The sequence below is a fragment of the Nocardia aegles genome, assembly GCF_052545135.1.
Map to the genome: position 1 here is coordinate 56,191 of NZ_JBQWRI010000006.1, position 24,801 is coordinate 80,991.

At 69.3% G+C, this 24,801-nt stretch carries 19 protein-coding genes and 1 tRNA gene; 13 read left to right on the top strand and 7 right to left on the bottom strand.

Annotated elements, in window-relative coordinates; genetic code table 11:
- Positions 1 to 179 precede the first annotated feature (179 nt).
- Positions 180 to 983: a biotin--[acetyl-CoA-carboxylase] ligase gene (locus tag ACT89H_RS18255; RefSeq protein ID WP_445109832.1), complete on the bottom strand. Its 804-nt coding sequence runs from the start codon at positions 981 to 983 to the stop codon at positions 180 to 182.
- A 166-nt stretch (positions 984 to 1,149) separates the two neighbouring features.
- On the opposite strand from ACT89H_RS18255, the gene ACT89H_RS18260 reads away from it, so the two are divergent.
- The 3 genes from ACT89H_RS18260 (at position 1,150) to ACT89H_RS18270 (ending at position 3,948) form a co-directional block, all read left to right on the top strand.
- Positions 1,150 to 2,790 carry an acyl-CoA carboxylase subunit beta gene (locus ACT89H_RS18260; protein WP_445109833.1) on the top strand — a complete coding sequence of 547 codons (1,641 nt, stop codon included), beginning with the start codon at positions 1,150 to 1,152 and terminating at the stop codon, positions 2,788 to 2,790.
- A 202-nt stretch (positions 2,791 to 2,992) separates the two neighbouring features.
- Positions 2,993 to 3,319, top strand: coding sequence for an acyl-CoA carboxylase subunit epsilon (locus ACT89H_RS18265; protein WP_445109834.1), 327 nt, complete (start codon positions 2,993 to 2,995; stop codon positions 3,317 to 3,319).
- On the top strand, positions 3,316 to 3,948 hold the full coding sequence (locus ACT89H_RS18270; protein WP_445109835.1) for a nucleoside triphosphate pyrophosphatase: 633 nt from the start codon (positions 3,316 to 3,318) through the stop codon (positions 3,946 to 3,948). Before ACT89H_RS18265 ends, ACT89H_RS18270 begins: the two co-directional genes overlap by 4 nt.
- Here ACT89H_RS18270 and ACT89H_RS18275 read toward each other — a convergent pair.
- A complete protein-coding gene (locus ACT89H_RS18275) occupies positions 3,877 to 4,653 on the bottom strand; it encodes a helix-turn-helix transcriptional regulator (protein WP_445109836.1) in 777 nt (258 codons plus the stop codon). The two genes, ACT89H_RS18270 and ACT89H_RS18275, sit on opposite strands and share 72 nt — an antisense overlap.
- 168 nt (positions 4,654 to 4,821) lie before the next feature.
- Here ACT89H_RS18275 and ACT89H_RS18280 point away from each other — a divergent pair, with 168 nt between their 5' ends.
- The 4 genes from ACT89H_RS18280 (at position 4,822) to ACT89H_RS18295 (ending at position 9,453) form a co-directional block, all read left to right on the top strand.
- Positions 4,822 to 5,739, top strand: a complete 918-nt coding sequence (locus ACT89H_RS18280) for a sulfurtransferase (RefSeq protein WP_445109837.1) — start codon at positions 4,822 to 4,824, stop codon at positions 5,737 to 5,739.
- A gap of 199 nt (positions 5,740 to 5,938) precedes the next feature.
- A complete protein-coding gene (locus tag ACT89H_RS18285) occupies positions 5,939 to 7,744 on the top strand; it encodes an acetyl/propionyl/methylcrotonyl-CoA carboxylase subunit alpha (RefSeq protein ID WP_445109838.1) in 1,806 nt (601 codons plus the stop codon).
- A gap of 121 nt (positions 7,745 to 7,865) precedes the next feature.
- Positions 7,866 to 8,804, top strand: coding sequence for a patatin-like phospholipase family protein (locus tag ACT89H_RS18290; protein ID WP_445109839.1), 939 nt, complete (start codon positions 7,866 to 7,868; stop codon positions 8,802 to 8,804).
- 304 nt (positions 8,805 to 9,108) lie between these two features.
- A complete protein-coding gene (locus ACT89H_RS18295) occupies positions 9,109 to 9,453 on the top strand; it encodes a hypothetical protein (protein ID WP_445109840.1) in 345 nt (114 codons plus the stop codon).
- 47 nt (positions 9,454 to 9,500) lie between these two features.
- Here the strand turns inward: ACT89H_RS18295 and ACT89H_RS18300 are convergent, their stop codons facing one another.
- From ACT89H_RS18300 to ACT89H_RS18310, 3 genes are all read right to left on the bottom strand, one after another.
- Positions 9,501 to 10,685, bottom strand: coding sequence for a YncE family protein (locus ACT89H_RS18300; RefSeq protein WP_445109841.1), 1,185 nt, complete (start codon positions 10,683 to 10,685; stop codon positions 9,501 to 9,503).
- A 179-nt stretch (positions 10,686 to 10,864) separates the two neighbouring features.
- Complete coding sequence (lat, locus tag ACT89H_RS18305; protein WP_445109842.1) at positions 10,865 to 12,199, bottom strand: L-lysine 6-transaminase; 1,335 nt, start codon at positions 12,197 to 12,199, stop codon at positions 10,865 to 10,867.
- Positions 12,200 to 12,263: 64 nt separating this feature from the next.
- Positions 12,264 to 12,716, bottom strand: a complete 453-nt coding sequence (locus ACT89H_RS18310; protein WP_039796222.1) for an Lrp/AsnC family transcriptional regulator — start codon at positions 12,714 to 12,716, stop codon at positions 12,264 to 12,266.
- Between the two features lie 112 nt (positions 12,717 to 12,828).
- On the opposite strand from ACT89H_RS18310, the gene amaB reads away from it, so the two are divergent.
- From amaB to ACT89H_RS18330, 4 genes are all read left to right on the top strand, one after another.
- A complete protein-coding gene (gene amaB / locus ACT89H_RS18315) occupies positions 12,829 to 14,358 on the top strand; it encodes an L-piperidine-6-carboxylate dehydrogenase (RefSeq protein ID WP_445109843.1) in 1,530 nt (509 codons plus the stop codon).
- A gap of 75 nt (positions 14,359 to 14,433) precedes the next feature.
- Positions 14,434 to 14,507: transfer RNA gene (locus ACT89H_RS18320), tRNA-Met, on the top strand.
- Positions 14,508 to 14,767: 260 nt separating this feature from the next.
- On the top strand, positions 14,768 to 15,247 hold the full coding sequence (locus ACT89H_RS18325) for a hypothetical protein (RefSeq protein WP_445109844.1): 480 nt from the start codon (positions 14,768 to 14,770) through the stop codon (positions 15,245 to 15,247).
- A gap of 272 nt (positions 15,248 to 15,519) precedes the next feature.
- Complete coding sequence (locus ACT89H_RS18330) at positions 15,520 to 16,665, top strand: lipase family protein (RefSeq protein WP_445110054.1); 1,146 nt, start codon at positions 15,520 to 15,522, stop codon at positions 16,663 to 16,665.
- A 63-nt stretch (positions 16,666 to 16,728) separates the two neighbouring features.
- Here ACT89H_RS18330 and ACT89H_RS18335 read toward each other — a convergent pair whose 3' ends face one another.
- Complete coding sequence (locus ACT89H_RS18335) at positions 16,729 to 17,277, bottom strand: histidine phosphatase family protein (protein WP_445109845.1); 549 nt, start codon at positions 17,275 to 17,277, stop codon at positions 16,729 to 16,731.
- A gap of 108 nt (positions 17,278 to 17,385) precedes the next feature.
- Between ACT89H_RS18335 and ACT89H_RS18340 the strand changes: the two genes are divergently transcribed.
- Together ACT89H_RS18340 and ACT89H_RS18345 are read left to right on the top strand one after the other, a co-directional pair.
- On the top strand, positions 17,386 to 22,143 hold the full coding sequence (locus ACT89H_RS18340; protein WP_445109846.1) for an ATP-dependent helicase: 4,758 nt from the start codon (positions 17,386 to 17,388) through the stop codon (positions 22,141 to 22,143).
- A 36-nt stretch (positions 22,144 to 22,179) separates the two neighbouring features.
- The gene (locus ACT89H_RS18345) at positions 22,180 to 22,962 is read left to right on the top strand and encodes a DNA-formamidopyrimidine glycosylase family protein (protein ID WP_445109847.1); all 783 of its coding nucleotides are present in this window, start codon (positions 22,180 to 22,182) and stop codon (positions 22,960 to 22,962) included.
- A 57-nt stretch (positions 22,963 to 23,019) separates the two neighbouring features.
- Here ACT89H_RS18345 and ACT89H_RS18350 read toward each other — a convergent pair whose 3' ends face one another.
- Positions 23,020 to 24,753, bottom strand: a complete 1,734-nt coding sequence (locus tag ACT89H_RS18350) for a glycerol-3-phosphate dehydrogenase/oxidase (protein ID WP_445109848.1) — start codon at positions 24,751 to 24,753, stop codon at positions 23,020 to 23,022.
- Between the last annotated feature and the right edge of the window lie 48 nt (positions 24,754 to 24,801).

Consider the following 24,801-nt stretch of genomic DNA (forward strand, 5'->3'; position numbering starts at 1 on the left):
CAGCACCTGTCCGCCCCTGGCGTGCACGTCGGCAGGGGCGAATCGGACCACCCACGCCGCGAGGTCGGTGGAAATCGAGGCAGACGAGCGCAGCGGTCAGCGCAGTGCGAGGCACCGAGGCGGGGCCACGCACTGCCGGGCCGTGGGCGTAGGAGGACCCGCCGTCGCGCCGGGAGACGTCAGTACTGGGCGCGGAGATGCGTGACGTCACCCGCGGACAGCGCTTCGCCGCCGATGAGCAGGCGGCCGTAGTCGTCGACGCCCTCGGCGATGCCGGTGAGAATCCGGCCGCCGGGCAGCTCGGCGCGGACCTCGTTGCCGATCGTGGCGCACCGCTCGCGGTAGGCGGCGGCCAGCTCGTCGGTCGCCCAGTCCGCGGCGCGCCACGCGGTGAAGCGGCGGGCGAATTCGGTCAGCAGCGAGCGCACGAGCACCGTGCGATCGGTCTGCCGCGCGCCCGCGATGGTCAGTGAGGTGGCATGCGGCACCGGCAGTTCTTCCTCGGTCAGACTCACGTTGAGCCCGAGCCCGATCACGACGGCGGGCGCGCCGCCCCCGCTCGCCGCGACCTCGGCCAGGATGCCCGCGACCTTGCGGCCGTCGATCAGCACGTCGTTGGGCCACTTGAGTTCGGCGGCCACGTCCGCCGTGGTCCGCAGCGCGTCGACCACGGCGACGCCGGTCAGCAGCGCCAGCCAGGCGAGTGAGGCCGGGCCGATCCCCGGCAGACGCACCAGCACCGACATCGCCAACTGCGCCCGGGGCGGACTGACCCAGGTCCGCGCGTGCCTGCCCCGGCCCTGTACCTGGGTTTCCGCGAGCAGAACCACACGGTCGGCGTCCGGATCGGCCGCCCGCGCGATCAGATCCGCGTTCGTGGACCCGGTCGACTCCAGCACGTCGATCCGCGAGAAGAACGACAGCTCGGGCGACTCGGCGGCACTGCGCCGCAACTGCCCTGCATCCAACGGTGGCCTCTGCACACCGGCAGGCTACTCGCCGTGCGGACGCTCCCCGGCCAGGTCGCTCCCCAACCCCGCTACCGACCAGGAATTTCGCCTCGAAAATTTGATCTAGCTGCGGCTTTTACCGGTGGGTAGCCCCGTCTGGGTTAGAAGGACGCAGTGGCACTGGTTACACTCCGAAGCCATGACGAGTGTCCAGCAGCAGCCCGCATCAGGTCCCGCGGGCGCCCCCGATATCCACACCACCGCCGGGAAACTGGCCGACCTGCGGAATCGGCTGGAAGAGGCCAAGCACCCGATGGGTGCGGCCGCGGTCGACAAGGTGCACGCGAAGGGCAAGATGACCGCCCGCGAGCGCATCCTCGCCCTGCTGGACGAAGGCTCCTTCGTGGAACTCGACGCCCTGGCCCGCCACCGCAGCGTGAACTTCGGCCTGGAGAATCACCGGCCGCTCGGCGACGGCGTGGTGACCGGTTACGGCACCATCGACGGCCGCGACGTCTGCATCTTCAGCCAGGACGTCACGGTGTTCGGCGGCAGCCTCGGCGAGGTCTACGGCGAGAAGATCGTCAAGGTGATGGACCTGGCCCTGAAGACCGGCCGCCCGCTGATCGGCATCAACGAGGGCGCGGGCGCGCGCATCCAGGAGGGCGTGGTCTCGCTCGGTCTCTATGGCGAGATCTTCCACCGCAACATCCAGGCCTCCGGCGTGATCCCGCAGATCTCGCTGATCATGGGCCCGGCCGCCGGTGGCCACGTGTACTCCCCCGCGCTGACCGACTTCGTCGTGATGGTCGACGGCACCAGCCAGATGTTCGTCACCGGCCCGGACGTCATCAAGACGGTCACCGGCGAGGACGTCACCATGGAGGACCTGGGCGGCGCGCACACGCATATGACCAAGTCCGGTGTGGCGCACTACGTCGCCTCCGGGGAGCAGGACGCCCTGGACTACGTCAAGGACCTGCTGTCCTACTTGCCGAGCAACAATCGGGCCGAGGCGCCGCGCTTCCCGGCCACCGACCCGATCGACGGCGCGATCGAGGACTCGCTCACCGACGAGGACCTCGAGCTGGACACGATCATCCCGGACTCGCCGAACCAGCCCTACGACATGCACGAGGTGATCCGTCGCCTGCTCGACGACGACGAGTTCCTCGAGGTGCAGGCCGAGCGCGCGATGAACATCATCGTCGGCTTCGGCCGGATCGACGGCCGCAGCGTCGGCATCGTGGCCAACCAGCCCACCCAGTTCGCGGGCTGCCTCGACATCGACGCCTCGGAGAAGGCCGCGCGCTTCGTGCGCACCTGCGACGCGTTCAACATCCCGATCATCACCCTGGTCGACGTTCCCGGCTTCCTGCCCGGCACCGGGCAGGAGTACAACGGCATCATCCGGCGCGGCGCGAAGCTGCTCTACGCCTACGGTGAAGCCACTGTGGGCAAAATCACGATCATCACCCGCAAGGCCTACGGCGGCGCCTACGACGTCATGGGTTCCAAGCACATGGGCGCCGACGTCAACCTCGCCTGGCCGACCGCCCAGATCGCCGTCATGGGCGCTTCGGGCGCCGTCGGATTCGTCTACCGCAAGCAGCTCCAGCAGGCTGCCAAAGACGGCGGAGACGTCGATGCGCTGCGGCTCGAGCTCCAGAACGAGTACGAGGACACGCTCGTGAACCCGTACGTCGCGGCCGAGCGCGGCTACGTGGACGCGGTCATTCCGCCGTCGCACACCCGCGGCCAGATCGTCTCCGCGCTGCGTCTGCTCGAACGCAAGATGGTGACCCTGCCGCCGAAGAAACACGGCAACATCCCGCTGTGATCGAGCGATACGCTCGATAGGCCGCGCAACCAAGGGTGGCATCGGTCTCGGTAGCACTTACCCTGGCGTATACCGGCTTGTTGCAGAGAGGCAATGAGTGCGTCCGAGGACAGTTGCTTCATCCATAACTTGTCGGAAAACGGGAACAGCCTGATCAGTTCCGCTGATCAAGGCGAAGAGAGGACCTGGCACTGTGACGACCGTGGCAGAAGAAGATGTGTTGAGCGCCGTCGAACTGGATCTCACCGTCGACCCGATCGCGAACGAAGCCGGTGCGTCCACCGACTCGAACGCGGCAGCGCAATCCGCCGAGGCCACCCCGGAGCCGTTCTTCCGTGTCGTGAAGGGCTCGCCGACCGACGAGGAACTCGCCGCGCTGGTGTGCGTGCTGTCCGCCGCCGCGAACAGCGCCGCGCCGGCCGGGCCCGCGGGCCCGCCGGACCTGTGGGGGAGCCCGGCGCTGCTGCATCGCGGTGCTTCGCCGTTCTCCCCGTACTCCTTCGCCCATCTGTCCCACCTGCACGGGTGACGCGACTGATCCTGGCTTCCGCCTCCCCGGCCCGCCTGCAGGTGCTCCGCTCGGCCGGCATCGACCCGATCGTCCGAGTCTCCGCCGTGGACGAGGACGCGGTCGCCGCCGCCCTCCCCGAAGGCACGCCTCCGCAGGGAGTCGTGGTGGAGCTGGCGCGCGCCAAAGCGGGGGCCGTTGCCGCCGCGATTCCGGAGTTCGCCGCCGATTGCGTTGTGGTGGCTTGTGATTCCATGCTGCTGCTGGACGGCGAGTTGCAGGGCAAGCCGCACACCCCCGAGGTGGCGCGCGCCCGGTGGGGCGACATGGCCGGGCGCAGCGCGGATCTCGTCACCGGTCACTGCGTGGTGCGGATGCGCGACGGTGCGATCATCGCCGAGGCGGTCGACTGCAGCAGCACCACCGTGCATTTCGCCAAGCCGGAGCCGGACGAGCTGGACGCCTACATCGCGACCGGCGAGCCGCTCCAGGTGGCCGGCGCGTTCACTCTCGACGGGCTCGGCGGCTGGTTCGTCGACCGCATCGATGGCGACCCGTCCAGCGTCATCGGCATCGGGCTACCACTGCTGCGCCGACTGCTTGGCGATGTTGGGATCGGCGTTACGCAGCTGTGGGGCCACACGGCCTGACGGCGTGGTCAACGCCTCGGCGTCACCGCCGGGAGGCACCTTCGCGGCCTCTTGGGCGTCGGCGCGCTGCGCCGCGATGAGTTCCAGACGGGCCACGCACAGCTCCGGCTCCACGAACGGATGCATCCGCACGTCGACGGTCCCCTGCGCACCGCCGCGGTGCAGCACCTCCTCGAGCAGGCCGAGGTGCACACCGCAGACCACTTCGGCGTGCGTGCGCGCGAGCTCGCGCAGCGGACACGCCGTCATCCGGATCAGCACCTTCCCCTCGTTCACCGGGGAAGGGTCGCGCTCGGGCGCGAAACCCAGTTCCGACAGAAGCGTCATCGTGAGGTCCTTGGCGTCCTCCAACGACTCCACCCGATGGTCACCGACGTCGAGTCGGCTGCCCCAGGCGTGGCCCGCCGCATTCGCCGCCTCCGCCCTGCGCCGGGGATCGGGGGCGAGCTGGTCGGCGAGCACCTGCGCCAGATCCTGGTAGCCGACCGATCGCTGCACCGCGCTGTATCCGATGCGCGGCCGACCGCGACCCCGCGGCGGCTGCTGGAACTGCCGGACGAGGGATTCTCGGGTGAGCACATCCAGATGGAACCGGACCGTGGTGACGTGCTGTCCGGTGATTCTGGCCAGTTCCTGGGCGTCGAGCGGCTCACTGGCGCCACGTAGGATCGCGAGCAGTCGCCGCCGCGGCCAAGAATCGGACATAGCTCACCCCTCCTCCCGGGAGACTTTATCGGATGTAGGTGCCCCTTAATGGCCCTCATCCGATTTGTGATCTGAAACGAGAGTCACTGTCGCCCCACAACTACGCTCCTTGTGAGACATCGAACCGCTGTCACCGCCGTCCACCCATGCGTGAAGGACCCAAACACCGTGCCCGTCGCTCCGGACCCTCATCCCTCACTCGGTTCCTACGCACACCCTCACCGACTAGTAACCACGGAGTGGCTGTCGGCAAACATAGGCGCGCGGGGACTCAAGATCATCGAGGCCAACGAGGACACACTGCTCTACGACATCGGGCACGTTCCGGGCGCCACCAAACTGGATTGGCGAAGCGATCTGAACGATCCGGTCACGCGCGACTATATCGACGGAACCCGCTTCACCGAACTGATGCGCGCGAAAGGTATAGATCGTGACGACACAGTTGTGATCTACGGGGATCACGGCAACACGCAGGCGGCGCACGCGGCATGGGTGTTCACCCTGTTCGGGCACGAGGATGTGCGTCTGCTCGACGGCGGCCGCGCGGCGTGGATCTCCGAGGGACGCGACACGGCGTTCGAACCCGACTACCCGGTACGCGGCGACTATCCGGACGTGCGCCGTGACGACAGCACCTTCCGCGCCTTCCGCGAGGACGTGCTCGCCCACCTCGGCAAGCCGGTGCTCGATGTGCGCTCGGCCGAGGAGTATTCCGGCACGCCGGTGCTCCGACCGGCCGATCCCGAAGGCACGGCATTGCGCGGCGGCCATATTCCCAGCGCGTCGAACATCCCCTGGTCGGCGCCTCTCGCCGCCGACGGACGTTTCCGGTCCCGCACCGAACTCGACGACATCTACCACGCGTTGGCCGGCCCGCAGGAGGTGATCGTCTACAGTCGTGTCGGCGCGCGATCCAGCCACACCTGGTTCGCCCTGACCTACTTGCTCGGGCGTGACGGCGTACGCAATTACGACGGATCGTGGATCGAGTGGGGCAACTCGGTGCGAATGCCGATCGCCACGGGGGACGAACCCGGCGAAGTACCCGCACGCGGTGGGTCGCGACCCACGCGAAGCAGGTAGCGCGGGGTGCGATCATGAACGCAGGGCGCGTGCCGTGTGATCCGCGACCTACTGTTCGGTAGGGCTAGCCGAGTTCGGCGGTTGTTGGCAGACTGCCTACACTCGCCCGAGACGTAAGTTTGTCGATTACGGGAGCGGAGCACGCACAGCGACCCCACCCCCCGGCGAAGCGACCAGAAGAATGCACACAGGAGGCTCAGTGCCCAGCCATGCCAGCGCGCGGATCACAAAGGTACTCGTAGCTAACCGAGGCGAGATCGCCGTGCGCGTGATCCGGGCAGCCAAGGACGCCGGTATCGGCAGCGTCGCCGTTTACGCCGAGCCGGATGCCGATGCCCCGTTCGTCGAACTCGCCGACGAGGCCTTCGCCCTGGGCGGGCAGACCTCGGCCGAGTCGTATCTGGTCTTCGACAAGATCCTCGACGCCGCCGCGAAGTCCGGCGCCGACGCCATCCACCCCGGTTACGGCTTCCTTTCCGAGAACGCCGACTTCGCCCAGGCCGTCATCGACGCCGGGCTGATCTGGATCGGCCCCTCCCCCCAGTCCATCCGCGACCTGGGCGACAAGGTCACCGCGCGGCACATCGCCGAGCGCGCGAAGGCGCCGATGGCCGCGGGCACCAAGGACCCGGTCAAGGACGCGAGCGAAGTCGTCGAGTTCGCGAAGAAGTACGGCGTGCCGGTCGCCATCAAGGCGGCGTTCGGTGGCGGTGGCCGCGGCATGAAGGTCGCGCACTCCATCGAGGAGATCCCGGAACTGTTCGACTCAGCCGTCCGGGAGGCGACCGCCGCCTTCGGTCGCGGCGAGTGCTTCGTCGAGCAATACCTGGACAAGGCCCGGCACGTCGAGGCTCAGGTCATCGCCGACCAGCACGGCAACGTCATCGTCGCGGGCACCCGCGACTGCTCGCTGCAGCGGCGCTTCCAGAAGCTCGTCGAAGAGGCCCCCGCGCCCTTCCTGTCCGACGAGGTGCGCGCGAAGATCCACGCCTCGGCCAAGGCCATCTGCAAGGAAGCCGGTTACTACGGCGCGGGCACCGTCGAGTACCTGGTGCAGGGCGAGACCGTCTCCTTCCTCGAAGTGAACACCCGCCTGCAGGTCGAGCACCCGGTCACCGAGGAAACCGCGGGCATCGACCTGGTGCGTCAGCAGTTCCGCATCGCCAACGGCGAGAAACTGGAGATCACCGAGGACCCGACGCCGCGCGGCCACGCCTTCGAGTTCCGCATCAACGGCGAGGACGCGGGCCGCAACTTCCTGCCCGCTCCCGGCCCGGTCACCGTATACAAGGAGCCCAGCGGCCCCGGTGTCCGCGTGGACTCCGGCGTGGTGCAGGGCAGCGTGATCGGCGGGCAGTTCGACTCGATGCTCGCCAAGCTGATCGTCACCGGCGAGAACCGCACGCAGGCCCTGGAGCGGGCGCGGCGCGCGCTGGCCGAGTTCCAGGTCGACGGTCTGGCCACGGTCATCCCGTTCCACCGGGCGATCGTCGAAGACCCGGCGTTCATCGGTGACGGCGAGAAGTTCGACGTCTACACCAAGTGGATCGAAACCGAGTGGGTCAACACCATCGAGCCCTTCGCGGGTGCGGGCGCCCCGGCCGACGAGGACGAGCAGGCGCCGCGGCAGAAGGTCGTCGTCGAGGTCGGCGGCCGCCGGGTCGAGGTGTCACTGCCGGGCAACTTCACCGTCGGCGCCGGGGCGAGCGGAGCAGCGGGCAACGGCGCGGGCGTGATCCGCAAGAAGCCCAAGCCGCGCAAGCGTGGCGGCGCGGCCGGCGGCGCGGCTTCCGGTGACGCGGTCACCGCTCCGATGCAGGGCACCGTGGTCAAGGTCGCCGTGGAAGAGGGCCAGTCGGTCGAGGCGGGCGATCTGATCGTGGTGCTCGAGGCCATGAAGATGGAGAACCCGGTCAACGCGCACAAGGCGGGTGTGGTCACCGGCCTGTCCGTCGAGGCGGGCGCGGCGATCACGCAGGGCACCGTTCTGGCGGAGATCAAGTAGTACCGGTATCCGGGCGGGCGCGGACCAGGAGGTCCGCGCCCGCACCTTTGTTCACGCGGCGGTCCCTCCATCGTCACGCCGCTGGACCCGACACGCATACCGGGTGTCGTATCGTGATCCGGTGATCAGCTCGACAAGCTTCTCCCCCGTAGCGGAGGTGATCCGCGCGCGTCGTGCCACCGGCTGCCGTGCCGACGGCCACCGGCTGGCGCTGGTGGTGGAGGGGGGCGGCAGCCGGGGCGTGTACTCCAGCGGCATGGTGGCCGCGCTGGAGGAACTCGGGCTCGCCGGGGTATTCGACGCCGTGTACGGCACGTCGGCCGGTGCGATCAACGGCGCCTGGTTGCTGTGCGGGCGCGCGATCCGCGGCATGCGCTCGTGGACCGATCCCGAGATCATGCGCCGCGCCATCGCCCCGGCCCGGCTCCTGCGCGGGCGCCCGGCATTCGACCTGAGGTATCTGCTGCACCAGGTGTACGACGGCATCGAACCGATGGACTTCGGGGCGATCTTGGCCAATTCCACGACGTTCCATCCGATCGCCACCGACATCCGGACCGGACAATCGGTCGACCTGCATCCGCACATCACCGACAAGAAGACGCTCATGCGCGCGTTGCGCGCGTCGGCGGGCCTGCCCATCCTGGCCGGGCCACCGGTCGCGCTGGGCGGCTCGGCGTTCTTCGACGGAGGTCTCTCCGAGACCGTCCCGATCCGCACCGCGGTCCGCGCGGGAGCCACCCTCGCCTTGGTGTTGCGCACCCGGCGAGTGGATGAACGGCGCCCGCCCGCGTCGCGCTTGCATCAGATCGTCGGTGGCGGTTATATGCGCGCCGTAGCCCCTGGCGCGTACCGGGCCTGGCTGGAACGCCCCCGTCAACAAGACATCGAAGATCGGGCGCTCGCCGAACTAGGCGACTCGGTATTGCAGATCCACCCGCCCCTCGGCTCCCCCGATATCAACAGCGCCGCCCGGGACATACCGCTGCTGGCCGCGGGCCTGCGCATCGGCCGCCAAGCCGTCCGCACGGCACTGTCCGCCGTCCTCCCGGCCGTCTGAACGCCCTCTGCTCTTCCTCCCCAGCGGGCACGCGGTGGGCACGGCGGGCCATTCTATCGATGTACCGGCCGTCGTCGAACTCGCTGGGTGGCGAGCCGAGCCTCTCCGATGAACCTCCCGCTAGCCTCTTGCTCATGATCGAGTTACCCGAAATCCGCGTCGGTACCGCGAAACACGCGACAGCGACGACGCGACCATCCGATCATGTCCCGGGCAGGGAGGCCTGCGTCGCGGAATTCAGCGCAGCGCTCGCAGGTGTCCCGGTCGCGCCGCGCGATCGGCGCTGCGGAACGGCCGGATACTGATGGAGCCGATCGAGATCAACGCGGGCGCCTGGTATCTGCGCGCCCTGCGCGCCGACGACCGCATCGATGACCGCCCGGCCCTGGCCGCGGGTGGCATCACCGAACCGGACTACGTGGCCCGGCGCGGTGCGGGCTGGGCGGACGAGACGCACTTCTCCTGGGCGGTCTGCGAACCGACCACGGCGGAGTTGGTCGCCGAAATCGGCGTGACACCGGCGGGCGACGGCACCGCGCGGGTGAGCGGATGGGCGCGCCCGGGCTACGAGGCCGCCTTGGACGCCGGGTCGAGGTCGGTGCACCGCTTCGTCGAAGACGGTCTGGGGCTGCGTCCGGTCACGTCCTGACCGATCGGTTTCCCGAACCCGCGACGACCAGGGCGGCAACCGCCAGATCAGCGCATCACGCCGGTGTGTCCCGTGCAGTAGCGGCCCGGCTGCGGCCAGATGGTGAGGCCGTGTGGACCTTTCCCGACCGGGATGCGAGCCAGCAGAGTCCAGTTGACGATGTCGATGGCGTACACCTCGCCGTGGTGTCGGCCGGACGCCCAGAAGACACGCCCGTCGGCGGAGATATTGCCCATGTCGGGACTGCCGCCGCCGGGCACGAACCACGTGCGCACCAGCCCGTTCGCCGCGAAGTCCCACACCGAGATGCTGCCCTCATGCCGGTTGGTGATGAGCATCTGCGTGGAATCTCGGGTGACGTAGAGGCCGTGTGTTCCCTTGCCGGTCGGCACGAATCCGGTGTTCTCGAAGGTGTGCGCATCGAACAGATAGACGCCGTCGGCGGTCATGTCGGCGACGAAGAAGGTGTGCCCGTCCGGGGACAGCTTCACGTCCTGCGGCATGCCCGAGCGACCGCCGGGCAGGTCGACCAGCTTGACGACCGTGCGCTCGGCCACGTCGAAAACCAGCATGCGGCCGCTGAATTCGCACGACACCAGGGCGAACCGGCCGTCGGCGGTGAAGTCCATGTGATCGACTCCGGCGCAGTCGGGCACCGCCATGGCGTGCACCTTCTGCCACGTTCGCGGATCGTAGAAATCCAGCGACTTGTCCGCCTCCGCGACCACGACCGCGTACCGGCCGTCCGGCGTGTAGTACATGTTGTAGGGATCGCGCACGGGAAAGGGTTCACCCGGTTTGCCCGTCCGCGGGTCGATCGGCAACAGACTGCCCCCGCCGATCGGCAGATCATTGGTGACGTAGAGCGTCTGCAGGTCGTATGCCGGCACGACGTGTTGCGGTTCCGAGCCACCCGTCGAGTAGGTGTCGATCACCTGGAAGGTCGCCGGATCGATCACCGAGACCGTGTTCGACTCACTGTTGGGCACGTAGACGAGCGGGCGATGGTCGGCCACGGCGGGGCTGAGTTGCCGATCGGCCAGGTACACGTCGGTCGGGGAGAGCGGCGGCGGCATCCCCGGCAGCAGATCGAGCGGATGCGGTGCGAGCGCATCGGTGGGCGGGGCCGCCGCGGCCGGGATCGCCACGGTGGTCGGGACGGGCTGGCTTTGCTCGGTGCCCACCGTGCCCGCGCCGCCGGTCGCGCAGCCGGGCAGCGCCGGCAGCAACAACAGAGAGACGAGAAGGTGGAGTGCGCGGCACCGGTGTATCCGCAGGTGGTTCACGCGCTGCACCCTGTCGGAGCGTGGTGACGACGAGATGACATGAATGCGAAGCCTAGGAGCCGAATCCGGAATTCCGGCGCATTCCCGCGGAAGTACGCCGGAACATCCGGATCGTCGCCCGTACGCTAGTGCAGGCCGGTCAGCACTCGATCCAGTGCGTCGACGGCTTCGTCCAGTTCGGCGCCGGTGACCGTCAGCGGAGGACGGAACCGGATGCCCCGCTCGCCGGTGCCGAGGATCAGCACGTGCTCGCGCTCGCGCAGCGCCGTGAGCACCTCGTCGCGCAGCCGGGACGACGACAGGGTGATCGCGCACATCAGGCCCCGCCCGCGTGGCTCGCTGACATCGGCGTGCCGGGCGGCGAGTGCGCCCAGCCGTTCGAGCAGATGCGCCCCCAGCGGCCGGGACCGTTCGATCAGCCCGTCCTGCTCGAGCACCTCCAGGGTGCGCCTGCTACGCACCATGTCGGCGAGATTGCCGCCCCAGGTGGAATTGAGCCGGGAGCTGACCGCGAACACGTTGTCGCGCACCTCGTCCACCCGTCCACCCGCCATGACACCGCACACCTGGGTCCGCTTGCCGAACGCTACGACGTCCGGAGCCAAGCCCAGTTGCTGATAGGCCCAGGCCGTCCCGGTCATGCCGACGCCGGTCTGCACCTCGTCCAGCACGAACAGCGCGTCGTTCTCGTGACACAGCCGCTGCACGGCCTGCAGGAACTGCGGACGCAGATGCCGGTCGCCGCCCTCGCCCTGGATCGGCTCGGCGATGAAACACGCGATATCGTGCGGGCTTTCCTCGAATGCCCGCCGCACCTGCGCGAGCGCGCAGGCCTCCGCCTCCTCGACGTCGAACGCGTCGGTGAGATAGGGCGACTTGACGCGCGGCCAGTCGAACTTCGGGAAACGCGCGGTCTTCACCGGATCGGTGTTGGTGAGCGACATGGTGTAGCCGGTACGGCCGTGGAACGCGCCGGTCAGGTGCAACACCTTGGTGCCGAGTTCCGGTGCGCGGCCGTGTGCTTCGTTGTGCCTGCTCTTCCAGTCGAACGCGATCTTGAGGGCATTCTCCACCGCGAGGCCGCCGCCGTCGATGAAGAACAGGTGCGGTAGCCGCGGATCGCCGAGCACCCGCACGAACGTCTCGACGAAACGGGCCATCTCGACGGTGTACACGTCGGAGTTGCTCGGCTTGTTCACCGCCGCGGCGAGCAGTTCGGCCCGGAACTGCGCGTCCTCGGCGAGGGCGGGATGGTTCATGCCCAGCGCGTTGGAGGCGAAGAAGCCGAACATGTCCAGGTAGGGGCTGCCGTCTCGTTCGTCGACGAGCCGGCAGCCGCGGGAGCGGTTGAGGTCGAGTACCAAGTCGAAGCCGTCGGCCAGGATGCTCGCCGACAAGATCTCGTGGACCCGGGTGGCGGGGGTGACCGCCGGGCGGGTGCGTTCCAGTTCGATGGTCACGCCCTGAGGGTACGTAAAAATTTACGGAACCTCTACAACAAAGCGTATTAATTACACAGAATCGTCACCTGTCATAGAATGTCTGCAAGATGATGGTGCTCCGGGTGCGCACGTTGGCGGTGGCTCTGATCTCTTGGAGCAACTGCTCGAGGTGCCGCGGGGAGGCCACGCGCACCAGCAGGATGTAGCTCTCCTCACCGGCCACCGAGTGACAGGCCTCGATGCCGGGGATGTGCTGCAACACCGCGGGCGCGTCATCGGGTTGTGACGGGTCGAGAGGAGTGATCGCGACGAATGCCGACAGCAGCTGACCGAGCGCCTCCGGATCGACGTGGGCGGTGTACCCGCGGATCACACCGCGCGCCTCTAATCGGCGGACTCGGGACTGCACCGCGGACACCGACAGACTCGCCTTCTCGGCCAGGTTCGACAGAGTGGCCCGTCCATCGGCCATCAGTTCCCGAATCAGCAGGCGATCGATGTCATCGAGTACGGGTCGCGCCGGTGTATCCGCCATCAGCGAAGGCTAACTCAGGCAGCCCGCCTCGTGCCCGGAACCCGACCTCCATCCTCCCGCCATGTGGGACAGACACGCCGCGACGCGGCCGAAAGGTACGGCGGAACAACAGATGACCGATGTACTCGACGACCAGGCCACCCGACGACTCGCCGCCCGCGCGGAGGCGCTGCTGCGCCACTTGGGCGCGCCGCCACCGGAACCGGGCGATCTGCCCGCGCGCACTCCGATCACCGGAGGGCGGCTGACCACCCTGCGATCCAGCTCACTCGACGAGGTCGACGCCGCGATCGGCCGGGCCGCTACCGCCTTCCGGGCCTGGCGCGGGGTTCCGGCCCCGGTCCGGGCCGGGGTCGTGCGCAACCTCGCCCAGCTGCTCACCGCGTACAAGAGCGAGCTGGCCGAACTCGTCACGCTCGAGGCGGGCAAGATCCCCGCCGAGGCCGCGGGTGAGGTGCAGGAGATGATCGACATCTGCGAATTCGCCGTCGGCCTGTCCCGGCAGCTGTACGGCCACACCATGCCCTCGGAACGTCCGGGCCACCGGCTGATGGAGACCTGGCATCCGCTCGGCGTGGTCGGGGTGATCTCGGCGTTCAACTTCCCGGTCGCGGTCTGGGCATGGAATACCGCTATCGCGCTCGTCTGCGGCGACACTGTGGTCTGGAAGCCGTCGGAGACGACGCCGCTGACCGCCGTTGCCTGTCACGCGCTGCTGCGGCGCGCGGCCCGCGAGGCGAACGCCGATCCCGAGATCCATCAACTCATCCACGGCGCGAGTAACGTCGGCTCCCGCCTCGTCGACGACGAACGGGTGGCGCTGGTGAGCGCGACCGGCTCGGTGCGGATGGGCAGGCTGGTGGCGCCGCGGGTGGCCGAGCGGCTCGGGCGCTGCCTGCTGGAATTGGGCGGCAACAACGGCGCGATCGTCACCGCGTCCGCCGACCTCGACCTCGCGGCGCGGGCCATCGTGTTCGCGGCGGCGGGCACGGCCGGGCAGCGTTGCACCACGCTGCGCAGGCTGATCGTGCACCGAAGCGTGGCGGGCCCGCTGCTGGACCGGCTCGAGCGGGCGTATCGGCAACTGCCCGTCGGCGATCCGTTCGCCGAGGGTGTGCTGGTCGGGCCGCTGATCGACGGCAAGGCATATACCGGAATGCGGGCCGCGCTGGACCGGGCCGTGACCGATGGGGGCGAACTGGTATGCGGCGGCGAGCGAGTCGAGGGATTCGGCGACGACGCCTACTACGTGCGGCCCGCCATCGTGCGCATGCCCGCCCAGACCGCGGTGGTGCGGGAGGAGACCTTCGCGCCGATCCTCTACGTGCTCGCCTACGACGACTTCGATCGCGCGATCGCCCTGCACAACGAAGTACCGCAGGGCCTTTCCTCCGCCATCTTCACCACCGACCAGCGCGAGGCCGAACGCTTCCTCGCCGCGGACGGATCCGACTGCGGAATCGCCAACGTCAACATCGGCACCTCCGGCGCCGAGATCGGCGGCGCCTTCGGCGGCGAGAAACAGACCGGCGGCGGCCGCGAATCCGGCTCGGACTCCTGGAAGTCGTACATGCGCCGCGCCACCAACACCGTCAACTACTCCACCGAACTGCCCCTCGCTCAGGGCATCGAGTTCGGCTGAAACGCCCGCAACATGGCCTCCTACCAGCACGATTGGGTTTTTTCCTCCCACCCTGTGTAGTGTTGGAAAAGCCGACGCGGGGTGGAGCAGCTCGGTAGCTCGCTGGGCTCATAACCCAGAGGTCGCAGGTTCAAATCCTGTCCCCGCTACTGCGAGACGGCTCGGAGCACAGCGCTCCGAGCCGTTTCTCTTCTCTTATTCCCGGCGAAAGTCGGCTGATCTCGCGTGGGTGTCGCGCGGCGGGCCACGGGCGTGCTCGAGGACTGCTCGACCAACTGCCGCCCGATCGCCCGCACGCCGGTGCGGACAACGGTCCCCGAGCCGACGCGGTAACAGTCGGCGAGGTCGCACCCGTGCCACGCCGCGCATCCTCCACCGCACCCGCGCCCACCTGTGTGAAGGTGGAAAGGTGGCACCGCGCAGGATGGGTACGGCGATCGTCGCCGCCATCACGTTCGCAACGCTGACCGGGTGCGGGCAGCACGCGGGCCCCGGCGTGCCCGCCACCCCGGAGCGCACCGCGGAAGCGGCGGCGGGGATGCGGGCCGACCCCGGCCCCCGGCGTTACGCGGGCGGGACGATGATCGTCGTCCCGCCTGCCGCGGACCTGGAATCCGATTCGACACTGCCCTTCTCGGAGTACGACATCGAGGACGGGATGGACAAACTCGGGATCCACATCCCCGGCCCGCTCGGCTGTCCGAGCATCGGATTCACCGCGCGGGTGGAGGAATCGACCGACCTGGTGAGCGTGCGGCTGATCCACGGCCTGCATCACGGTATGCCGCCGTGTCAGGGTGCGAACCCGGAGCAGAAGCGCGAGTACGGCGTGGTCGTGGTAAGCCTGCGACGCGCGCTGGGCGGACGGACGGTGCTCAGCCTCACATGAGCCATGCGACGAGGGGCCGGATCGGCGCGCGACCGGGCAGGCCACCTCCGGCGCGGCAGTCCGCCATGACCGACTCAGGGCCCCTCGGCGGCGGTTCCTTCCGCTCTGCCCCGCAGCGCGGCTTCGCTGCGGTCTTCCTTGTAGTGCCGGCGCCGTCCGAAGCACCGACGCCGCGGCGCGCCCGCCGCGGCCGCGCTGGGTCGGTGACGGCTGACTTTCGAAGGAAACCCGTGTCCAGAGTTCCGTTCAGGATCGCGATCTTGCTGGTGAGCATGGTCTCGCTCGGCCTGCTCGGCCTGCCCGCGACTGCTCGACCCCTCTATCCCACTCCCGATCCCGACCCCTTCTACACCGCGCCGCCCGACTTGGCGGCACTCGCCACCGGTGACGTCGTACGGACCCGCCGGATCGCCACCGGTATGTATATCGGCACCGAAGGCTGGCAAGTCGCGTTCCGCTCCACCAATTCGCAGGGCAACCCCGTCATGGGCATCACGACGGTCCTGCTGCCCGCCGGGGTCGAGCACCCGGCGCTGATCTCCTACCAGGCACTCATCAATTCCCTCGGCACCCAATGCAATCCATCGCGCTCGCTGTTCAACGGAGAGTTGCAGGACGCGGTCGGCGCGATGCTGCCCATCGGGCGCGGGTGGGCGATTTCCCTGCCGGACTACCTGGGACCCACCACCGCCTACGGCGCCGCGCGCCTGTCCGGCATGATGACCCTCGACAGCGTGAAGGCGGTCCGCAAGGTCGCCGAACTCGGCCTGTCCGACTCCCCCGTCGCCCTCGCCGGCTACTCCGGCGGCGGTATGGCCACCGCGTGGGCCGCCGCCATGCAACCCACCTACGCGCCGGATCTGCAGCTCACCGCCGCCGTGGCCGGTGGCATCCCGGCCGACCTGGAGGAGATGGCGACGGTGCTCGGCTTCGAGCCGCACCCCGGGTTCGGCCTCGCCTTCGCCGCCGCGATGGGGCTGGAGCGGGAGTACCTGGACCGGCTGCCGATCTCCGACCAGCTCAACGAGAACGGTTTGTGGTTCCGGGAATTCACCCACGACGCCTGCCGCAGGTTCCTGCTCTTCCACGGCGCCTTCCGCAGCGCGGAGCAGATGGCGGCGTCCAAGAGCCTGATGGACAGCCCGGATGCGCATGCCGTCCTGCGGGAGAACAGTCTGAAGTACTTCGACGGCGTGCCCGCGGTGCCGACCTATATGTGGCAGGGTCGCTTCGACGCACTCACCTTCTACGAGCCGATCGCCGAAGTCGCGGACCGGTACTGCAAGGCGGGTGCGCAGCTGACCTTCCACACCGTCGACATTTCCGAGCACCTGACCGCGGCCGCCGCCGGATTCGCGGACGCGTGGAACTACGTGGAGGCCAGGTTCCGCGGCGAACCCGCACCGACCAACTGCTGAATCCAGACGTCGTCCCATCAGCTGATGGAACTGACAGCTCGGCCCGAAAGCCCCCAGATCGGCTCAGGCCGTGAAGTGCAGTGTCCATTCGCCGCGATAGTGCAGGCGGGTGACGCTGCCGGGCGGTATGTCGATGCGCCAGAACGATTTCGGCGGGGCATCCAGCGTCACCAGCAGCGCGGCCCGCACGACCGCGGGGTGGGTGACCGCGATCGTGGACACCGACCGCGCGGCGACCTCGGCCATCCAGAGCCTGGTCCGTTCGATCACGTCCAGCACGGATTCGCCGCCGTGCCCGCGGAACGCCGGGTCGGTCAGCCATGCGTACAGCTCGTGCTGGGGCACCGACATCAGTTCACCGCCACGCCAGGCGCCCGCGTCCAGGTCACGCAGCCGGTTGTCCTCCTCATCCGGCAGCAGCCCCAGCAGCGCGGCGGTTTCCACCGTCCGGCGTTCCGGGCCGGTGAGCACTCGCGCCGCGGTGAGCGGTCCGCACCCGGCCACCGCCCGCCTGCCGGCCTCGGTGAGCGACTCGTCCACCGGGAAGCGCGCCTTCCGCATCGCCTCGGTCATGCCATGGCTGACCAGGTCGAGTCTGAGCACTTTCTGCACCTGTGGAAGCGTACGGCCCGGCGTCGGCCGCCGTTGTTCGATTGCTCCCGCTGCGCTCGACCAAACGGTACGGGCGTGCTTGTCGGTGGGCCGGTGCACACTGATTCCATGGCCCAGTTCTCCCGCGCGACCCAGGAGTGGTTCGACGGCGCGTTCCCCGCGCCGACCTCCGCTCAGCTCGGGGCGTGGAAGGCGATCGCAGCGGGCGAGCACACTCTGGTCGTCGCGCCCACCGGGTCCGGCAAGACCCTTTCGGCGTTCCTGTGGGCGATCGATCAGCTGGCCGGCCGGGAGCAGCGGCCCGAGCGAGCAGGCACCTCGGTGCTGTACGTGTCGCCGCTGAAGGCGCTGGCGGTGGATGTGGAACGCAATCTGCGGGCGCCGCTGGTCGGCATCACCCAGACCGCCGAGCGCCTCGGTCTACGGCCGCCGGAGATCACCGTCGGGGTCCGTTCCGGAGACACCAGCGCGTCTGATCGGCGGTCCATGCTGCGCACCCCGCCGGACATCCTGATCACCACGCCGGAGTCGCTGTTCCTCATGCTGACCTCCGCCGCCAGGGAGACGTTGCGGGACGTGCGCACGGTGATCGTGGACGAGGTACACGCGATCGCCGGTTCCAAGCGCGGCTCGCACCTGGCGCTGTCGCTGGCCCGGCTCGATCTGCTCACCGAGCGGCCCGCCCAGCGCATCGGGCTTTCGGCGACCGTCCGGCCGCCGGAGGAAGTCGGGCGGTTCCTGGTCGGCAACGCGCCGATCACACTGGTCGCGCCGCCCGCGCCCAAGACCTTCGACCTGTCGGTGCGCGTGCCGGTGGCGGACATGACCGAGCCGGGTGACTCCGACCAGCCGGGATCGATCTGGCCCCACGTGGACGAGGCCATCGTCGAACTGGTGCTGGAGCATCGGTCCTCGATCGTGTTCGCGAACTCCCGCAGGCTGGCCGAGCGGCTCACCGCGCGACTGAACGAGGCCTACGCGGCGCGGCTGGGCGAGCCGGTGGCGACCGAGCACGAGCCGCCCGCACAGCTCGGCCCGTCCACCGAGGTCATCCACGGCGCCGGGCCGTTGCTCGCGCGCGCGCACCACGGTTCGGTCAGCAAGGAGCAGCGCGCGCTGATCGAAGACGATCTCAAGAGCGGGCGGTTGCGCTGCGTCGTCGCGACCAGCAGCCTGGAACTCGGCATCGACATGGGCGCGGTGGACCTGGTGGTCCAGGTGGAGGCGCCGCCCTCGGTAGCCAGCGGATTGCAGCGGATCGGCCGGGCCGGGCACCAGGTCGGCGAGATCTCGCGCGGGGTGATCTTCCCCAAGCACCGCACCGACGTCATCCACTGCGCGGTGGCGTCGCGGCGGATGACGGCGGGACAGATCGAGGCGATCCAGATCCCGGCGCACCCGCTGGACATCCTCGCGCAGCAGACCGTCGCCGCGTGCGCGCTGGACCCGATCGATGTCGACGCGTGGTTCGACGTCGTACGCAGCACCGGCAGCTACGCGTCGCTGCCGCGCTCGGCCTACGAATCGGTGCTGGACCTGCTCTCCGGGCGGTACCCGTCCGATGAGTTCGCCGAGCTGCGTCCCCGGCTGGTCTGGGATCGCGACGCGGGCACGCTCACCGGACGGCCCGGCGCGCAGCGGCTGGCCGTGACCTCGGGCGGAGCGATTCCCGATCGCGGCATGTTCGCGGTGTACATGGTGGGCGAGAAGGCATCCAGGGTCGGGGAGCTCGACGAGGAGATGGTCTACGAGTCCCGGGTCGGCGACGTGTTCGCGCTCGGGGCGACGAGCTGGCGGATCGAGGAGATCACCTTCGATCGCGTGCTGGTGACGCCCGCGTTCGGGCAGCCGGGCCGGTTGCCGTTCTGGCACGGCGACGGGCTCGGCCGGCCCGCCGAACTCGGTGCGGCGCTCGGTGAGTTCGTGCGCACGGTCGCCCAGGACCGGGCCGCCGAATCGGCCGGGCCCGCGAGCACCGAACGGACGTCACGGCGCGGCGACGGCGCACCGCGGAGAACCTCGAAACAGAGTCGGGTGCGGTCGGATTCGGGAAAAAACGGCACGGGCGGCGGGTCCGCGCCGGAGCGGATCGCGGACATCATGCACTCCGCCGGGCTCGACGACAACGCGACCGCCAACCTGCTCACCCTCGTGGACGAACAGCGCACCGCGACCGGGCACCTCCCCACCGACCGCACGCTGGTGGTGGAGCGGTTCCGCGACGAACTGGGCGACTGGCGGCTGGTGCTGCACTCCCCCTACGGTCTTCCCGTGCACGCCCCCTGGGCACTGGCCATCGGGGCGCGGCTGCGGGAACGGTTCGGCGTGGACGCCGCGCCGAACGCCTCCGACGACGGCATCGTCGTACGGCTGCCCGACACCACCGACGATCCGCCCGGCGCCGAACTGTTCGTCTTCGAGCCCGACGAGATCGACGACATCGTCACCGAGCAGGTGGGCGGTTCGGCGCTGTTCGCCTCCCGTTTCCGCGAATGCGCCGCGCGCGCGTTACTGCTGCCGCGCCGGGACCCGGGCAAACGAGCCCCGCTGTGGCAGCAGCGGCAGCGCTCGGCCCAGTTGCTGGACGTGGCGCGCAAGTTCCCCGAATTCCCGATCCTGTTGGAGACGGTGCGCGAATGCCTGCGCGACGTCTACGACCTGCCGTCGCTGCGCGACCTGCTCGCTCAGGTGGGGCGGCGCCGGATCCGGCTGGTCGAGGTGGAGACCGCGACGCCGTCACCGTTCGCCAACGCCTTGCTGTTCGACTACATCGGGCAGTTCATGTACGACGGCGACAGCCCGCTGGCCGAGCGGCGCGCCGCCGCGCTCTCACTCGATTCCGGTCTGCTCGCCGAACTGCTCGGCCGGGTCGAGTTGCGCGAACTGCTCGACGCCGCGGTCATCGACCACACCGAGCGGGAACTGCAGCGGCTCACCCCCGAGCGGCACGCACGCGACGCCGAGGGTTTGGCGGACCTACTGCGGCTGCTCGGGCCGCTCACCGCCGCCGAAGCCGCGCAGCGCTGCGACGGCGATCCGGTCGCGTGGTTCGAAAGCCTCGTGTCGGCGCGTCGTGCGCTGGAGGTCTCCTTCGCCGGGCGCACCTGGTGGGCGGCGGTGGAGGACGCGGCCCGGCTGCGCGACGCGCTCGGGGTTCCGCTGCCGATCGGCACGCCGTCGGCGTTCATCGAGCCGGTGGCCGATCCACTGGGCGATCTGGTCAGCCGCTACGCCCGCACGCACAGCCCGTTCGGGACGGCGGCGGTGGCGGCCCGGTTCGGGCTCGGCACCGCGGTCGCCGCCACCGCGCTGCACCGGCTCGCTGCCGAAAAACGGGTGGTCGAAGGCGAATTCACACCCGGAGCGGCCGGGGCTGAGTGGTGCGACGCGCAAGTGCTGCGCCGGCTGCGCCGCAGATCCCTCGCCGCCGCCCGGCACGAGGTCGAGCCGGTCGCCACCGCCGCGTTCGGACGCTTTCTCCCGTCCTGGCAGCACGTCGGCAGCGGCGAGCTGCGCGGCGTCGACGGCGTCGCGGCCGTGGTGGAACAGCTCGCGGGCGTGCCGATCCCGGCGTCTGCCTGGGAATCACTCGTCCTGCCCGCGCGAGTGCGCGACTACACCCCCGCCATGCTCGACGAACTCATGGCGACGGGCGAGGTGATCTGGTCCGGGCACGGCGCCATCACCGCCAAGGACGGCTGGATCGCCCTGCATCCGGCCGAGCAGGCGCCGTTCACCCTCGCGCCGCCGGACGAAGTCGACCTCACCGACGTCCAGTTGCGCCTGCTCGGTGCGCTGGGCGCGACCTTCGTGCAATGGACACCGCCCGGCCCCGTGGAAACCGTGCCGGATCGAGCACCCGTGCCGTTGGACGACCCGGATCCGCCGTCCGGAAGCGCGGCCGAGGGTTATCAGCGACTCGTACCTGTGCCGCACAGCGGCGGTGCGTACTTCTTCCGGCAGCTCTCCGACGCCACCGGCCTGCTCGACGACACCGCGGCGGCCTCCGCGCTATGGGAACTGGTCTGGGCCGGAATGGTGTCCGGTGACACGTTCGCGCCGGTGCGGGCGCTGCTGTCCGGCACAGCCCGGACCACGACGGCGCACCGCACGCCCCGGCGCGCGCCACGAGGGCGAACCTATCTGCCCCGGCCGAGCATGCCCACCCGTTCCGGTCCGCCCTCGGTCGCCGGGCGATGGTCTCTGCTTCCGGAGCGGATCTCGGACAACACACTGCGCGCACACGCGACCGCGGATCTACTTCTGGAGCGGTACGGCGTGCTGACCAGGGGCTCGGTGCAGAACGAGGGGGTGCCGGGCGGGTTCGCGCTGATGTATCGGGTGCTCACCGAGTTCGAGGACCGGGGCCGCTGCCGCCGCGGCTATTTCGTCGACTCGCTCGGCGGCGCCCAGTTCTCCACCACCGACGTGGTGGACCGGCTGCGCTCCTTCGATCCCGAACGCGCCCGCCCCGAGTCCAGGGAGCCGACCGGCACGGTACTGGCGCTGGCCGCGTGCGATCCCGCGAATCCGTACGGCGCCGCGCTGGCCTGGCCCAAGAGCGACGTCGATGGCGGGCATCGCCCCGGACGCAAAGCCGGGGCGCTGGTCGTGCTCGTCGACGGCGAACTGGTCCTGTACCTGGAGCGGGGCGGCAAAACCCTGCTCACCTTCACCGAGGAGCCCGACGCACGCCGCGCGGCCGCCGCGGCGCTGGCCGACCTGGTCCACCGCCGCCGGGTGGATTCGCTGGTCATCGACCGGGTCAACGGAGACACCGTGCACGGCAACACGTTCGCCGGATTTCTCACCGAAGCGGGTTTCTCCGCCACCCCGCGCGGCCTGCGCCTCCGGAGCCGCCCGTGAGCCCGCGACCCCGCGCCGACTCGACGGAGCTGCCCTGTGCCCGAGGGTGACACCGTCTTTCTCGCCGCCGAACGGCTCCGTGCCGCCTTGGCGGGAAAAGAACTGACCCGCAGCGATTTCCGGGTTCCGCGCTACGCGACGGTGGATCTGCGCGGACAGACGGTCGAAAGCGTCGGCAGTTACGGAAAACACCTGTTCATCCGGACGCCCACCGTGAGTATTCACACTCACCTCAAGATGGAGGGCAGCTGGCGGGTGTTCCACTGCGGACAGCGCTGGACGAAACCCCGCGTCGCCGCGCGGGTCGTGCTGAGCACCGCGGATGTCGAGGCCGTCGGGTTCTCCTTGGGCACCGTCGAGGTGGTGCGGGCGCGCGACGAGTACAACATCGTCGACCATCTCGGACCTGACCTGCTGGGCCCGAATTGGGATGCGGCGGAAGCCGTCCGGCGACTGGAGCGGTATCCCGATCAACCCATCGGTGTCGCGCTACTGGATCAACGCAATCTGGCCGGTATCGGGAACATCTTCCGCAGCGAGGTCTGTTTTCTCCGCCGCGTCCACCCCGCGACGCGGGTCGGCGATGTCCCGGACCTGCTGGCCTTGGTCAACGAAGCACACCGCATCCTGGCCGAAGCGGTAGCGAAGCCTCCGCGGCGCGCTCTGGTCTACGGGCGAACGCACCGCCCGTGCCAGCGGTGCGGCACCCTGCTCGCGGCCGACCTGCTCGGTGACACCGCGCCGGAGTACGACCGTGTGGCGCAACGAGAGCGCGGCATCTTCTTCTGCCCCCGGTGTCAGCCCGTCCCGGCCGCATGATCCGACGCCGCGAACCGTGGCATCCGCAGACCGGACTGCCGTTCCGGTCCCCACTGCTCAGCCCTCGGACGGCACCGGCTCCAGGATCTGCGGGCGCGGTTCGGGCGCGGCGATCCGCAGGGCGTCGGCGGAGGCGTCGTCCGGTTGGGTCTGCGAGTGGATCTCCGCGTCGACCCGCGCCTGATAGGTGCGCACCTCCCGGTCGATCTCCTCGTCGTCCCAGCCGAGGATGGGTGCCACCAGCTGGGCCACCTGCTCCGCACAGTTGGTGCCGCGATGTGGGTACTCGATCGAGATCCGGGTCCGCCGGGCCAGGATGTCGTCGAGATGCAGCGCGCCCTCGGCCGCCGCCGCGTAGACCGCCTCCACCTGGAGATAGGACGGTGCGTCCGTAATCGGTTGCAGCAGTTCCGGTTTGTCCTCGGCAAAGGCCATGACATCGGCGATCAGCGAACCGTACCGATCCAGCAGGTGTTTGATCCGATACGGATGCACCCCATAGGTCTCGGCGAGCTGTACCGTCTGGTTGACCAGCGCGAAATAGCCGTCGGCGCCGAGCAGCGGCACCTTCGCCGTGATCGACGGCGAGACCCGGGCCGGGATGTCCTGCGCCGCTTCGTCCACCGCGTCGAGGGCCATCACACGATAGGTGGTGTACTTGCCACCCGCGATACCGACCAGGCCGGGCGCGACCCGTGCGACGGCATGTTCGCGCGAGAGCTTGGAGGTCTCGTCGCTCTCCCCGGCCAGCAGCGGCCGCAGGCCCGCGTACACGCCGTCGATGTCGTCGGGCGTCAGCGGGGTGACCAGCACCTCGTTCACGCGTTCCAGCAAGTAGTCGATATCGGCCTTGGTCGCGGCCGGATGCGCGAGGTCGAGGTTCCACTCGGTGTCGGTGGTGCCGATGATCCAATGCGCGCCCCACGGGATGACGAACAGCACCGAGGTCGCGGTGCGCAGGATGATCGCGGTGTCACTCACTATTCGGTCGCGGGGCACCACGATGTGCACGCCTTTGGACGCCCGCACGTGGAACCGACCGCGCTGATGCGACAGCGCTTGGACTTCGTCGGTCCACACGCCGGTCGCGTTGATCACCACGTGTCCACGGACCTCGCCCGCGCAGCCGTCCTCGGTGTCGCGCACCTTCACGCCGACCACCCGGTCCGCCTCCCGCAGGAATCCGACTACCTGTGTGGAGGTGCGGATCACCGCGCCGTAGTGGGCGGCCGTGCGCGCCACCATCATGGTGTGGCGCGCGTCGTCGACGACCGTGTCGTAGTAGCTGACACCGCCGATCAGCGAGTCGCGCCGTAGCCCGGGCGCCAGCCGCAACGCGCCCGCGCGCGTGAGATGTCGTTGCCCTGGAACGGATTTCGCCCCGCCCATGGTGTCGTACAGGACCAGCCCCGCCGCCACGTACGGACGCTCCCACACCCGGTTCGTCAGCGGGTACAGGAAGCGCAGCGGCTTGACCAGGTGCGGCGCCAGCATGGACAACGTGAGCTCGCGCTCGCGCAGCGCCTCGCGCACCAATCCGAACTCCAACTGCTCGAGGTATCGCAGCCCGCCGTGGAACATCTTCGACGACCGGCTGGAAGTCCCGGACGCGAAATCGCGGGCTTCGACCAAAGCGACTTGCAAACCTCTGGTCGCCGCGTCCAACGCGATCCCGGCTCCCACCACGCCCCCACCTACGACGACCACATCGAAATGATCCTTGCCGAAGCGCTCCCAGGCCGCAGTGCGCTGCTCCGGGCCGAGAAGCTGCGATTCCGGTTTCTTGGCCATGCTCGACTCCTCCAGCCGACGCGGATGTGTCCGATCGAGCGTTCGGCT